A 13,528-nucleotide genomic window follows, 5' to 3' on the forward strand; every position below is an offset into this window, starting at 1 on the left:
CGACCATGCGTAAGGAACGACTGGTCGTCGTCGGCAACGGCATGGCCGGCTGCCGGGCGGTCGCCGAGGTGCTGAAACGCGACCCCGGCCGCTACGAGGTCACGATCTTCGGCGCCGAGCCCAGGGTGAACTACGACCGGATCATGCTGTCGCCGGTGCTGGCGGGGAGAAATCCTTCGCCGACATCGTGATCAACGACGAGGCCTGGTACCGGGACAACGGCATCGTCCTCCACGCCGGCCGCGCGGTCGCCGCCATCGACCGCGACCGCCGAACCGTCAGCGCCGAGGGTGGCCTCGAGGTCCCTTTCGACCGGCTGATCCTGGCGACCGGCTCGGACCCGGTGCGCCTCCCGCTTCCGGGCTCAGATCTTGCGGGCGTCGTCACCTTCCGCGACCTCGACGATGTGGACGCCATGGTCGCGGCGGCGAAGCCTGGTGCGAAGGCCGTCGTCATCGGCGGCGGGCTGCTGGGCATCGAGGCGGCCTACGGCCTCTCGCGCCGCGGCATGGGCGCCACCGTCGTGCACCTGATGGACGTCCTGATGGAGCGGCAGCTCGACGCCTCGGCCGGCTTCTTGCTCACCGAGGCGCTCGCGGCGCGCGGCGTCGAGACCGTGCTGGACGCGCAGTCGGAAGAGATCCTGGGCGCGGACGGCCGGGTTGCGGGGCTGCGTCTGAAGGACGGGCGGGTGCTTCCCTGCGACCTCCTGGTGATGGCCGTCGGCATCCGTCCGAACACTGCGCTCGCCAAGGCCGCCGGCCTGGCGACGGCCCGCGGCGTGGTCGTCGACGATACCATGACCACGTCCGACCCGGCGATCGCGGCCGTCGGGGAATGCGTCGAGCATCGCGGCCAGTGCTACGGCCTCGTGGCCCCCATCTGGGACATGTGCCGGGCGCTGGCCGACACGCTCACCGACGGGGAGGGGACCTTCGAGGGCGTCGCGCTCTCCACCCGGCTCAAGGTCTCCGGCGTCGACGTCTTCTCGGCGGGCAAGCACCTGGGCGGCGCCGGCTGCGAGGACATCGTGTTCCGTGACGCCGGCCGCGGCGTCTACAAGCGGATCGTGCTGGAGGACGGCAAGGTCGCCGGCGCGGTGCTGTTCGGCGACGCCGCCGACGGCGGCTGGTACTTCGACCTCATGCGCTCCGGCGCCGATGTGGGCGACATCCGCGAGACGCTGGTCTTCGGACAGGCCGTCACGGAGGGCCTTCGGGGGCTCGACCCTAGCGCCGCCGTTGCCGCCATAGCCGATGAGGCCGAGGTCTGCGGCTGCAACGGCGTCTGCAAGGGGACCATCACCGCCGCCATCACTAGCCAGGACCTGACGACGCTCGACGCGGTCCGCGCCAAGACGAAGGCCTCGGCTTCCTGCGGCTCCTGCACGCCCTTGGTCGAGAAGATCCTGCAGTTCACCCTGGGCGACGCCTTCCAGGTGCAGACGGGGCCGAAGCCGGTCTGCGGCTGCACCGCCAAGGGCCACGACGAGGTCCGCCGCCGACTGGTGGCGGAGGGCCTGAAATCCATGCCCGCCGCTATGCAGGCGCTGGAGTGGACCACCCCCGACGGCTGCGCGTCCTGCCGCCCGGCGCTCAACTACTACCTGCTCTGCGCCTGGCCGGGCGAATACCGTGACGACAGGCAGAGCCGCTTCATCAACGAGCGGGTCCACGCCAACATTCAGAAGGACGGCACCTATTCGGTCGTCCCGCGGATGTGGGGCGGGCTGACCTCGGCCTCCGAGCTGCGCGCCATCGCCGACGTGGTCGACAAGTTCGCCATCCCGACCGTCAAGGTCACCGGCGGCCAGCGCATCGACCTCCTGGGCGTGAAGAAGGACGACCTGCCCGCCGTCTGGGCCGACCTCAACCGCGCCGGCATGGTCTCCGGCCACGCCTACGCCAAGGGCCTGCGGACCGTGAAGACCTGCGTCGGCTCCGACTGGTGCCGGTTCGGCACCCAGGATTCCACGGGCCTCGGCGTCCGGCTGGAAAAGTTCATGTGGGGTTCCTGGACCCCCGCCAAGGTGAAGCTGGCGGTCTCCGGCTGCCCGCGGAACTGCGCCGAGGCGACCTGCAAGGACATTGGCGTCGTCTGCGTCGACAGCGGCTATGAAATCCATGTGGGCGGCGCCGCCGGCCTGCACATCCAGGGCACGGAACTGCTCACCAAGGTCGCCACCGAGCAGGAAGCGCTGTGGACGATCTGCGCGGTCACCCAGCTCTACCGCGAGCAGGGCTGGTACCTGGAGCGGATCTACAAGTGGATGGCCCGGGTCGGCCTCCCGAGCATCCGCGCCGCTGTCGAGGACCCGGACCAGCGCCGGGCCCTCCACGACCGCTTCGCCTATTCGCAGCGCTTCAGCCGCATCGACCCCTGGGCCGAGCGGGTCGCCGGCCGCGACGCCGCCGAGTTCAACCCGCTCTCCCGCCGCATGGAGCTCGCATGAACGCCCTCGTGAAGGACCCCATCGCCTGGATCGACGTGGGCGCGGTGACCGACATCCCCGTGCGCGGCGCCCGCCGGGTGCCCACCCCGGACGGCGACATCGCCATCTTCCGCACCGGCGACGGCCAGGTCTTCGCGCTGCGCGACGCCTGCCCGCACAAGGGCGGCCCGCTCAGCCAGGGGATCGTGCACGGGCGGGCGGTGGCCTGTCCGCTGCATAATTGGTCCATCGACCTCGCCAGCGGCGAGCCGCTGGGCGCCGACCGCGGCAAGGGCTGCGCCCCGGTGATCCCGCTCCGCGTCGAGGACGGCCGGCTGATGCTGGGGCGCGCCTGAGATGAGCTGCGGCGCAGTCCTCATCGCCTCCTCTCCCCCGGCGCAGCCCGAAAGGGAGAGGGCAGGGAGAGGGCCTACGACCGTCCGCCCCGTGCCGACCTCCGTGCCATCCCCGGCAGCCGCAGCCCTCTCCCCACCATCTCCGTCCCGCTTCGCGGGGGAGAGGAGGCGTGAGTATCCGCACCACCTGCGCCTACTGCGGCGTCGGCTGCGGGATCGCGGCGACGGCGGAGGGCCGAAGCCTGACGGTGGCCGGCGACGAGACCCACCCGGCGAACCAGGGCCGCCTCTGCTCCAAGGGCGCGGCCCTCGGCTCGACAGTGGGGCTCGAAGGCCGATTGCTGCACCCCACCATCGGCGGCCGACGCGCCAGCTGGAGCGAGGCCACGGCGCTGGTCGCCCGGCGCTTCAAGGAGACGATAGCCCGGCACGGGCGGGACAGCGTCGCCTTCTACGTCTCGGGCCAGCTGCTCACGGAGGACTATTACGCCGCCAACAAGCTGATGAAGGGCTTCATCGGCTCGGGGAACATCGACACCAATTCCCGGCTCTGCATGGCGTCGGCCGTGACGGCGCATAAGCTCGCCTTTGGCGCAGATATCGTCCCCGGCTGCTACGAGGACCTCGACCTCGCCGACCTCGTGGTCCTGTCCGGCCACAACGCGGCCTGGACCCACCCGGTGCTATTCCGGCGCATGGAAGGCGCGCGCGCGCGCGGCCAGCGCCACGTGGTCATCGATCCCCGCCGCACCGACACCGCCGAGGTCGCCGACCTGCACTTGGCCCTGGCGCCCCAGACCGACGTCCGCCTCTGGAATGGCCTGCTCGCCGACCTCCTGCGCCGCGGCGCCGTCGACCGGGGCTACGTCGCCGCCCACGTCGCAGGTTTCGCAGACGTCGAGGCCGAACTCGCCCGCGTCGACCAGTCGGTCTTCGCCGTCGCCCAGGATTGCGACGTGGCCGCCGCCGACCTCGAGCGCTTCTACGGCTGGTTCGCCGAGACCCCGCGCACGGTGAGCCTGTTCTCCATGGGCGCGAACCAGTCGGCACAAGGGGTTGGGAAGGGGCTCGCCATCCTGAACGCCCACCTGGCCACCGGCCGGATCGGCAAGCCCGGCGCCTGCCCGTTCTCGATCACGGGCCAGCCCAACGCCATGGGGGGCGCGAGACCGGCGGCATGGCCACCACGCTCGCCGGCCATATGGACTTCGACGCCCAGAGCCTCGCCCGCGTGCAGCGCTTCTGGGGCTCGCCCACCATAGCCCCGCGGCCCGGTCTCAAGGCCGTGGAGATGTTCGAGGCGGTCCGCGAGGGCCGGATCAAGGCGCTGTGGATCATGGCCACCAACCCGGCGGTCAGTCTGCCGGACGCCGGCCGGGTCCGCGAGGCGCTGGCCGCCTGCCCGTTCGTGGTCGTGTCCGACGTCATGGCCGAGACCGACACCGCCGCCTTCGCCAATGTGAAGCTGCCGGCTCTGGCCTGGGGCGAGAAGGACGGCACGGTCACCAATTCGGAACGCCGCATCTCCCGGCAGCGGGCCGCGCTTCCGGCGCCCGGCGAGGCCCGCGCCGACTGGCGGATCGTCGCCGGCGTGGCCGCCGCCATGGGCCACGACGAAGCCTTCGCCTGGACCTCGCCCGCCCAGGTGTTCCGCGAATGGGCCCGTCTCACCGCCTATGAGAACACCGGCCGCCTCCCTGAACCTCGGCCGCCTGGTCGGCCTGACGCCCGAGGCCTACGACTCCCTTGAGCCCATCCAATGGCCGGTGACCGCCGCCGGCGGGACGCCCCGGCTCTTCGCCGACGGTCGCTTCCAGACCCCCGATGGCCGCGCCCGCATGGTTCCGGTCCCCGCCCAAGGCCCCGCGGAGGCCACTGACGCCGTCTTTCCGCTGTCGCTCAACACCGGCCGGGTCCGCGACCACTGGCACACGCTCACCCGCACCGGCCTCGCGCCCGAACTCTGCCGCCATGCGCCCGAGCCCTACGTCGAGATCCATCCCGCCGACGCGGAACCGCAGGGGATCAACGAGGGCCGCCTGGTCCGCGTGACCACGCGCCAGGGCGAGGCGGTCGCAGTGGCCCGGCTCTCCGGGCGCCAGCGGCCGGGCTCGATCTTCCTGCCCATGCACTGGACGGCCGCCTACGCTCCCTCGGGTCGCGCGAATCCGCTGGTCGCCGCCAATGTCGATCCGCGCTCGGGCCAGCCGGAGTTCAAGCACACCCCGGCCCGCGTCCGCCCCTACCGCGAGACCTGGCGCGGCTTCGTCCTCACCCGCGAGCCGCTCGCCGCGCCCGCCGACCTCGACCTTGTCTGGCGGCGCATCCCCCAGGCGAGCTGCCAGCTCCACGAGTTCGCCGGCCGCGGCGACGCGAAGGAACGCGAGGTGCTGCGCCGGCTGGTGACCCGGAACGCGCCCGGCGACGTCCTGCGCTTCGAGGACGAAGGCGCCGGCACCCTCCGCGAAGCCTATGTCGCCCAGGGGCGCCTGACCCATGTGCTCTTCGCCACGAGCGCCGGCAGTCTGCCGCCCCGCGATTGGCTGGCCGAGCTCTTCGCGCTCGATGAGCTGGGTCCCGCCGCACGCACCGCCCTGCTGGTCGGCCGCCCGCTGGGCCGCGCCGTGGAGACCGGGCCTGTCGTCTGCGCCTGCCGGGGCGTGCGTCAGGCCCGCATCGAGACGGCTGTCAGCGAGGGCTGCGCCACCGTCGACGCCGTCGCCGAGGCCACCGGCGCCGGTGCGTCATGCGGCTCCTGCCGCCCCGAGATCGTCCGCCTGATCGCCCGCCAGGAGGTCCGTCATGCCGCCTAAACCCAACGTTGGCCGCGTCCTGCTGGTGGGCGCCGGCCCCGGCGCCGCCGACCTGCTCACCGTCCGCGCGTTACGGTTCATCAAGGGCGCCCAGGCGCTGCTCTACGACGCCCTGATCTCCGACGACGTTCTGGCGCTCGCCCCCGCCCATTGCCTGAAGATCCAGACCGGCAAGCGGGCAGGCCGCGCTTCCATGCGCCAGGAGACGATCAACCGCCTGATGCTGCGCCTGACGCGCCGCGGCCTGACGGTGGTGCGGCTGAAAGGGGGCGACCCCTCGATCTTCGGCCGGGTGGGGGGAGGAGCAAGCCTTCCTCCAGGCCCGCGGGATCGCCACCGAGGTGGTCCCCGGCGTCACCGCCGCCTGCGCCGCCGCCGCCCAGTACGGCTTCCCGCTGACCCACCGGGGCGAGGCGCGTCGCGTGGTCTTCACCACGGCTCGGCTCGAGGCCGGCGCGCTCTCCGCCGACTGGGCCGTCGCCGCCGACCCTGAAGCCACGCTCTGCGTCTACATGGGCGGCGCGGCCGCGGGGGAACTGGCCGCGCGCCTCGTGGAGGCCGGCCGGCCGCCGGCCACGCCGGTGACCCTCGTGGAGTCCGCTGGCCGTCCCGAGGCTCGGAAGCTGTTCGAGGGCCGTCTTTCGGACCTTCTCCACGCACGGGTCGAAGGTGCGGGCGGCCCGGTGCTGATCGTCGTCGGCGAGGTGCTCGCCCAGAGGGCCGGCCTCGCCGACGCTTCGCTGAGGGCCACCGCATGAGCGAGCTCTTCGCCTTCGAGAGCGATTTCGTCGCCAGCCTGCGCTGCATCCCGATGGCCGTCCGTTTCAAGCTCGACCGGGCGGGGATCAAGCTCAGTCTGCGCCAGTGGAGCCGGTTCCGCCGCGAGGACCGGCAGACCCTGCTCGACACGCCCTGCATCACCGACGCCGAGGCCCGGACCTACCGAGGTCTGCTGGAACTGCTGGTCCTGGCCCGGGCCGGCGAGCCGGCGGCGCCGCTGATCGAACCGCCGCCGGAGGACTGGCGCGAGGCGGTCGTTCCGGATCAGGTCCGGAGCTTCGCCGCCTGCCTGGGGGTCGCGCCGCCGGCCGACGACACCTGGGCGAGCCTGCCCGAACTCCGCCGCTTCGTGCTCGTGAAGCTCAGCCGGGACAACCACGACAACGTCAACTTCGTCCCGGCCATGCGCGAGTTCGGGCTTATCTGACGCTGATCCAATCCGCCTCGGCCAGTTCCACCTCGTCGAGGTTGTCGCCCGGGCCCTGGCGGTCGACGACCAGGAAGTCGCTCTCCGCCTCCAGGGCCAGGAGGAAGTGGTGCCAGACGCCGCGGGCGTAGTTCACGCCCTGGTCGCCGCGGGCCCGGAAGATGCGGACCGCCGCCGGATCGAAGTCGCCGCGCGGCGCGACGGCCACCAGATACGGCCGGCCGTTCAGCGGCACGAAGGCCTGGCTGCCCAGTGGGTGGCGCTCGAAGATCTTCAGCAAGACCGGATCGAGCGGCTTGGAGCGGAACAGGCTGACGATCGCCCGGCCGTCGCCCACCTCCACGTCGGCCAGGTCGTTGAAGCGCGTCGTCCAGCCGTAGTTGATCGGCATGACTTCGGCGCGGTCCGACGCCTCGATCACGTCCCCGAACGGCGCGAAGGCGTCGGCGGTCAGGGGTTCGGGGACCAGCGCGCGCATCACTCGGCCTTCGCTCCGGCCTTGATCCAGGCGCCGAGCTGCTGGCGCTCCGCGGGCGTCATCCCGGTCTCGTTGCCGAGCGGCATGCTGGTCGTCTCCACGGCGCGGACGAACACCTTCCCGGCGTGCTTCGAAAGCGCCTCGCCGGTGTCCAGCATCACCCCGTTGGGCGCCGCCGGATAGCCGCGGTGCGTCGGCGCCGCCGCGTGGCAGGCGATGCAGTGTTTGTCGACGATCTGGCGGACGACCGGGTAGGGCGGCACGGTCTCTGCCAGCTTCACCTTCGGCTTCGTCCCGTCGTGCACGATGCCCACCACCACGAAGGCCAGCAGGCCGCCCACCAGCACCTCCGGATGGTGCCGGCCGGCGTTCTTCAGGTTGAAGTAGTGCCGGATCGCCCATCCCACGAGCCCCAGGGCCGCCAGCCACAGCCAGTTCAGGTGGCTGGCGAACAGCATGGGGTAGTGGTTGCTGATCATGATCAGCAGCACCGGCAGGGTCATGTAGTTGTTGTGGACGCTGCGCTGCTTGGACTTCTTGCCCAGGCTCGCATCCGGCGTCTCGCCCGCCAGCATCTGGGCGACCATCTTCTTCTGGTTCGGGATGATCACCAGGAAGACGTTGGCGGCCATGATGGTGCCCATCATCCCGCCCACGTGCATGAAGGCCCCGAGGTCGGCGAAGATGCGGGTGAGCGCCCAGGTCGCGGCCGTCAGGGTCAGGAACCAGACCACCCCGAACAGCCGCAGGTTCTGCCCGAGCTTCGAGCGGCACATCAGGTCGTAGACGATCCAGCCGCCGGCCAGGAAGCCGACGCCGATCAGCACCGCCTGCCAGGGCTCCAGCGCCACCTTGGAGGCGTCGACCAGGTTCAGGCCCGCGCCCAGGTAGTAGATCAGCGAGAGCAGCAGGGCCCCCGAGATCCACGTCGTGTAGGCCTCCCATTTGAACCAGTGCAGCTCCTCCGGCATCTCCGGCGGGGCCACCATGAACTTGCGCTTGTGGTAGAAGCCGCCCGAGTGCACGGCCCACAGCTCGCCCGAGACGCCGTCGCGTTTCTCCGCCGGCGGCTTCAGATGGCTGTCCAACCACATGAAATAGAACGACGATCCGATCCAGGCGATGCCCGCGATCAGGTGCAGCCAGCGGATCCCCAGATTGGCCCAGGCGGCCCAGTCCATCAGCCCTCCACCAGCTGCAGGAGCTGCGCCGCCAGCGCCACCGCGATCACCGCCGGCGCCTTGCTCTTCAGCCCCGGCAGCCCGATCGGGCAGGTGAGCCGCTCTGTCGACACGCCCTCGGCCTGCAACCGCTTCTCGAACCGCACCCGCTTGGTCCCCGACCCGATCAGCCCCGCATAGGCGAAATCCCCTTTTCCGAGGATTGCTCGGATTAGCCGGTAGTCCAGGTCATGGCTGTGGGTGAATACGACGAAGTGTCCCCCCGCCGGCGCCGCCAGGACGCAGGCCTCCAGCTCGTCCTCGGAAAGGATCGTCGCCCGCGTCCCCCCGGCCTCGGGCCGCAGGTCCTCCCGGCTCGCCAGCCAGTCCACCTGGAAGGGCAGGGGCTCGAAGGCCCTCGCCACTGCCTGGCCCACATGCCCGGCCCCGAACAGGATCACGCGCGGCCGCTCCGGCCGGATCTCTTCGGACAGTCGCCGCACCTCCACGATCGGGATCGCCGGCCCGTCCGACGCCGCCTCGCCCGCCGGCTCCAGCCTGCGTTCCATCCGCTCCCCCCTCGAACGCCGCCGCCAGCCGGAACGGCGCCCCGCTCAGCCGCCGCCGGCTCCAGCCAATCGAGGCTGTCCCCGTCGATCCGCTCGACCAGCAGCCGCACATGCCCGCCGCAGCACTGCCCGAGCAGCGGCCCGAGCGGATAGTCCTGCAGCGCGTGGCGGCGACCCTCCTGGCCCAGCAGCTTCCGCGCCTGGTCCAGCCCCTGCCGCTCCAGCGAGCCGCCGCCGATGGTCCCGGTGAACCGGTCCGGCCAGACCAGCATCCGCGCGCCCATCTCCCGCGGCGTCGACCCCCGGGCGCCCACGACCGTCACCATCGCCAGCCGCTCGCCGCGCCTGACGGCCGACAGCGCTTCTCCGATCCACTCAGACATCGCCGGCCCTCCGGCGGACGTCCTCGATCGCCGCCAGGATGCGCTCGGCGGTGGCCGGCGCGTCGAGCGCGGGGATCACCCGGTGGTCGGCCACGCTGGCGACGGCGTCGGTCAGGGCCGAGAACACCGAGATCGCCAGCATCAGCGGCGGCTCGCCCACCGCCTTCGACTTGTGGATCGTGTCCTCGCGGTTCTCGCCACGGGCCCAGATGCGGATGTCGAACCGGTCGGGCCGGTCGCCGGCCGTGGGAATCTTGTAGGTCGAGGGCGCGTGGGTCCTGAGGCGGCCATCGGCGTCGAACACCAGCTCCTCGGTGGTGAGCCAGCCCATCCCCTGCACGAAGCCGCCCTCGATCTGGCCGAGGTCGATCGCGGGGTTCAGCGAGCGGCCCACGTCGTGGAGGATATCGACCCGGGTCGTCCGGTTCTCGCCGGTGAGGGTGTCGACGACGACCTCCGAACAGGCCGCGCCGTAGGCGAAATAATAGAACGGCCGGCCGGTGTGGCTCTCCCGGTCGTAGTGGATGTCGGGCGTGCGGTAGTAGCCGGTGGCCGAGAGCGAGATGCGGGCGATGTAGGCGAGCTGGACGAACTCGCGCAGGCTCATCAGCCGCTCGCCGAGCATCACCCCGTCCGGCGTGAACACCGGCTCGGCGCCGAACTCGGCTCTCGCGAACTCGGTGAGGCGAGCCTTGATCTTCCGGCAGGCGTCGAGGGCGGCCATGCCGTTGATGTCGCTGCCGGAGGAGGCGGCCGTCGCCGAGGTGTTGGGCACCTTGTCGGTCCGCGTCGCGCTGATCTTCACGGCGTCCAGCGGGACCTGGAACTGCTCGGCCACGACCTGGGCGACCTTGATGTAGAGGCCCTGGCCCATCTCCGTCCCGCCGTGGTTCAGGTGGATCGAGCCGTCGGTGTAGAGGTGAACGAGGGCGCCGCCCTGGTTGAGGTGGCTGGTGGTGAATGAGATGCCGAACTTCACCGGCGTCAGCGCCAGGCCGCGCTTGATCCAGGGGTTGCCGGCGTTCCAGGCGCGCACCGCCTCGCGCCGGGCGCGGTAGCCGCAGCTCTCCGCCAGCTCGGTCATGAGTTCCTGTGCGACGCTGTCGGTGACCGTCTGGCCATAGGGCGTCAGGTCTCCGGCGACGCCGTAGAGGTTGGCCAGCCGCACATCCAGCGGGTCGCGGCCGAGGCTCCAGGCGACCGCGTCGAGCGCGCGCTCGATGGCCATCATACCCTGTGGTCCGCCGAACCCGCGGAAGGCGGTGTTGGAGACGGTGTGCGTCCGGTAGCGGTGGGAGACGATCTCCGCGGCCGCCAGGGCGTAGGCGTTGTCCGAGTGGAACATCGCCCGGTCGTTGATCGCCCGGCTGAGGTCGGTGGAGTGGCCGCAGCGGCTCTCCAGCTCGAAGCGCGCGCCGGCGAGGCGGCCGTCCGCCCCGAAGCCGACGGTCCAGCCGACCTCGAAGTCGTGCCGCTTGCCGGTCATGAGGATATCGTCGTCGCGGTCGAGGCGGATCTTCGCCGGCCGGCCGGTCTTCAGCGCGGCCAGCGAGGCCATGGCCGCCCACTGGACCGACTGGGTCTCCTTGCCGCCGAAGCCGCCGCCCATCCGGCGGACCTCCACGGTGATGGCGTTGTCCCGGCAGCCGAGGCAGCGGGCGATGACGTGCTGGGTCTCGGTGGGATGCTGGGTGGAGGTGAAGACGTGCAGGTCGCCGGCCTCGCCGGGGATCACCAGCGCGACCTGGCCCTCCAGGTAGAAGTGCTCCTGCCCGCCGATCGCGAGCGAGCCTTCGAGCCGATGGGGCGCGGCGGCGATGGCGGCGGCGGCGTCGCCCAGGCGCATGACCTGGGTGGGCTCGATATGGGCGTCGGCCGCGCGGGCGTCGGCGATGGTGACCAGCGCCGGCAGGTCCTCGTACTCGACCCTCGCCAGGGCGGCGGCGGCGCGGGCCTTGGGCAGAGTCTCGGCGGCGACACAGAACAGCGGCTGGCCGCGGAAGCTGACGATCCCTTCCGCGAACATCGGGTCGTCGCCGGCGAAGGGGCTGATGTCGTTCTTCCCCGGCACGTCGCCGGCGCTGAGCACGGCGACCACGCCCGGTGCGGCGCGGACCGCCGAGAGGTCCATGGAGACGACGCGGGCGTGGGTCCGGGCGGCCTGGCCGACGAAGAGGTGCAGCAGGCCCGGTGGTTCGGGGATGTCGTCGATGTAGACGGCGGCGCCCGCCACATGGCGCTCGGCGCTGTCGTGCGCGATCGGACGGTGCACGGTCGACAGGGGGCGGGGCGTGGCGCCGGAATCAGCCATCGACCGGCTCCAGCGTCATGACCTGCGCCGTCTCCAGGAAGGCGCGCAGCAGTAGGTTCCGCGCCGCCTGCAGCCGGTAGGCCGCCGAGGCCCGCATGTCGTCGATCGGCGCGAAGTCGGAGGCGAGCGCGGCCATCGCCTCGCGCACCGTCGCCTCGGTCCACGGCTCCCCGGCCAGCGCGCCTTCCGCGGCGGCGGCCCGCTTGGGCGTCGCGGCCATGCCGCCAAAGGCCAGGCGAGCCTCGGTGACGCGGCCGTCCTTCAGCGTGACGTGGACGCCGGCGCAGACCGCGGAGATGTCCTGCTCGAAGCGCTTGGAGAGCTTGTAGATCCGGAAGACCGACGCGGGATCGGGCTTGCGGACCTCCACGGCCTCGACGAATTCCCCGGGGCGACGGTCCTGCTTGCCGTAGGCCAGGAAATAGGCCTCCAGCGGCAGGCTGCGGGTCTCGCCGCCCTTGCGCAGGTGGAGCGTCGCGCCGGCCGCGATCAGGGCCGGGGGCATGTCGCCGATCGGCGAGCCGTTGGCGATGTTGCCGCAGACCGTGCCGGCGTTGCGCACCTGCCGGCCGCCCAGCCTGCGGAGCAGCTCGCCGAACTCCGGGTGCAGGACGGTCAGCGCGCCCTCCGCCTCGGCGTAGCGGACTCCCGCGCCGATCCGGATGCGGTCGCCGAGGTCCTCGATCGCCTTCAGCTCGGGGACTTCGCTGATCGAGATGACCGTGGGCAGCACGCGGTCCTGCTTGGTGACCCAGAGCCCCACGTCGGTGGCGCCGGCCAGGATCGTCGCGTCCGGGTTCGCCTCCACGGCGGCGGCGAAGGCCCTCGACGCTGCGCGGGGCCAGGAAGCGGCGGCCGCGGTGCTCGACCACCAGGTCGTCGATCGGCTGGATCGCTTCGAGGGCCTCGGCCAGGGCGGGAATGTCCGCCGCCTCGGGATCGGAGCCCATGGTCTCGCCGGCCGCGAGGATCGGACCATAGCCGGTGCAGCGGCAGAGGTTGCCGGCGAGCGCGTTGCGCAGGCTCGCCCGGTCGGTCGCGCCGTCCTCCCGCTGGTGCGCGTAGAGGCTCATCACGAAGCCCGGCGTGCAGAACCCGCACTGGGAGCCGTGGGTCTCGACCAGGGCCTGCTGCACCGGATGCAGCGCGCCGTCGCGGACCAGGCTCTCCACGGTGAAGAGCGCCCGGCCGTCGAGCATGGGGACGAAGAGGATGCAGGCGTTCAGCGCCCGGAAGCGGACCCTGTCCCCCTCCAGCTCGGCCAGGACGACCGTGCAGGCGCCGCAATCGCCCTCCGCGCAGCCCTCCTTGGTGCCCGTGCGGCGTAGATGGTAGCGCAGCAGGTTCAGCACGGTGAGCGTCGGGTCGACGTCCGTGAGTTCACGGACCTCGCCGTCCAGCAGGAATCGGATCGGTCGGCCCATCTAGCTGCCCCGGTAGGTGGAGTAGCCGAACGGGCTGACGAGGAGGGGGGACGTGGTAGTGCGCGGCCGCGTCGGCGACACCGAAGTCGATGGCCACGGTCTCCAGGAACGCGGGCTCCGGCAGGTCCAGCCCCCGGGCCCGGAAGTAGGGGCCGACGTCGAACTCCAGGCGGTAGAAGCCGGTCTCGAGCTGGTCGCCGGTGAGCAGCGGCTCGCCGCAGCGTCCGTCCGCATTGGTCTCCGTCCGCACGATCTCCTGTCCGTCGCGGAACAGGCGAATCGTCAGCCCGGCGGCCGGCCGGCCGTGGGCGGTATCGAGGACGTGGGTGGTGAGGCCGCTCATAGAGGTTCCGTGATCGCCAGCCGTCCAGCCTCTGCCCGTCGCTCGGCAATTGC

The 13,528-nt window shown here is 71.7% G+C and carries 9 protein-coding genes and 5 pseudogenes; 6 read left to right on the forward strand and 8 right to left on the reverse strand.

Annotation, left to right across the window (positions count from 1 at the left end; all coding sequences use genetic code 11):
- Positions 1-5 precede the first annotated feature (5 nt).
- From nirB to LRS04_RS15065, 6 genes and pseudogenes are all read left to right on the forward strand, one after another.
- A pseudogene (nirB, locus tag LRS04_RS15040) lies at positions 6-2,452 on the forward strand (nitrite reductase large subunit NirB).
- A complete protein-coding gene (gene nirD / locus LRS04_RS15045; RefSeq protein WP_257817056.1) occupies positions 2,449-2,787 on the forward strand; it encodes a nitrite reductase small subunit NirD in 339 nt (112 codons plus the stop codon). The pseudogene nirB and the gene nirD overlap by 4 nt, the downstream one beginning before the upstream one ends.
- A gap of 176 nt (positions 2,788-2,963) precedes the next feature.
- Positions 2,964-5,600, forward strand: a pseudogene (locus LRS04_RS15050) (molybdopterin-dependent oxidoreductase).
- Positions 5,590-5,832 (forward strand): annotated as a pseudogene (locus tag LRS04_RS15055) (SAM-dependent methyltransferase); the annotation flags it as partial. The pseudogenes LRS04_RS15050 and LRS04_RS15055, both read left to right, overlap by 11 nt.
- A 109-nt stretch (positions 5,833-5,941) precedes the next feature.
- Positions 5,942-6,358 carry a uroporphyrinogen-III C-methyltransferase gene (locus LRS04_RS15060; protein ID WP_257817057.1) on the forward strand — a complete coding sequence of 139 codons (417 nt, stop codon included), beginning with the start codon at positions 5,942-5,944 and terminating at the stop codon, positions 6,356-6,358.
- On the forward strand, positions 6,355-6,807 hold the full coding sequence (locus LRS04_RS15065) for a nitrate reductase associated protein (protein WP_257817058.1): 453 nt from the start codon (positions 6,355-6,357) through the stop codon (positions 6,805-6,807). The genes LRS04_RS15060 and LRS04_RS15065 overlap by 4 nt, the downstream gene beginning before the upstream one ends.
- Here the strand turns inward: LRS04_RS15065 and LRS04_RS15070 are convergent.
- The 8 genes and pseudogenes from LRS04_RS15070 to uraH form a co-directional block, all read right to left on the reverse strand.
- A complete protein-coding gene (locus LRS04_RS15070) occupies positions 6,800-7,285 on the reverse strand; it encodes an ureidoglycolate lyase (RefSeq protein ID WP_257817059.1) in 486 nt (161 codons plus the stop codon). The two genes, LRS04_RS15065 and LRS04_RS15070, sit on opposite strands and share 8 nt — an antisense overlap.
- Positions 7,285-8,466: a urate hydroxylase PuuD gene (locus tag LRS04_RS15075; protein ID WP_257817060.1), complete on the reverse strand. Its 1,182-nt coding sequence runs from the start codon at positions 8,464-8,466 to the stop codon at positions 7,285-7,287. The genes LRS04_RS15070 and LRS04_RS15075 overlap by 1 nt, the downstream gene beginning before the upstream one ends.
- Entirely contained in the window at positions 8,466-9,014 is a 549-nt protein-coding gene (gene xdhC / locus LRS04_RS15080; RefSeq protein ID WP_257817061.1) for a xanthine dehydrogenase accessory protein XdhC, read from the reverse strand. Before xdhC ends, LRS04_RS15075 begins: the two co-directional genes overlap by 1 nt.
- Entirely contained in the window at positions 8,903-9,397 is a 495-nt protein-coding gene (locus LRS04_RS15085) for an XdhC family protein (protein ID WP_257817062.1), read from the reverse strand. The genes xdhC and LRS04_RS15085 overlap by 112 nt, the downstream gene beginning before the upstream one ends.
- Entirely contained in the window at positions 9,390-11,708 is a 2,319-nt protein-coding gene (gene xdhB, locus LRS04_RS15090; RefSeq protein WP_257817063.1) for a xanthine dehydrogenase molybdopterin binding subunit, read from the reverse strand. Before xdhB ends, LRS04_RS15085 begins: the two co-directional genes overlap by 8 nt.
- Positions 11,701-12,516, reverse strand: coding sequence for an FAD binding domain-containing protein (locus tag LRS04_RS26945; protein ID WP_308238150.1), 816 nt, complete (start codon positions 12,514-12,516; stop codon positions 11,701-11,703). The genes xdhB and LRS04_RS26945 overlap by 8 nt, the downstream gene beginning before the upstream one ends.
- A gap of 211 nt (positions 12,517-12,727) precedes the next feature.
- A pseudogene (locus LRS04_RS26950) lies at positions 12,728-13,132 on the reverse strand (2Fe-2S iron-sulfur cluster-binding protein); the annotation flags it as partial.
- A pseudogene (gene uraH, locus LRS04_RS15100) lies at positions 13,133-13,475 on the reverse strand (hydroxyisourate hydrolase). It lies immediately after the preceding pseudogene.
- Positions 13,476-13,528 lie beyond the last annotated feature (53 nt).

Source organism: Phenylobacterium sp. J367, from assembly GCF_024699985.1.
GTDB lineage: Bacteria > Pseudomonadota > Alphaproteobacteria > Caulobacterales > Caulobacteraceae > Phenylobacterium.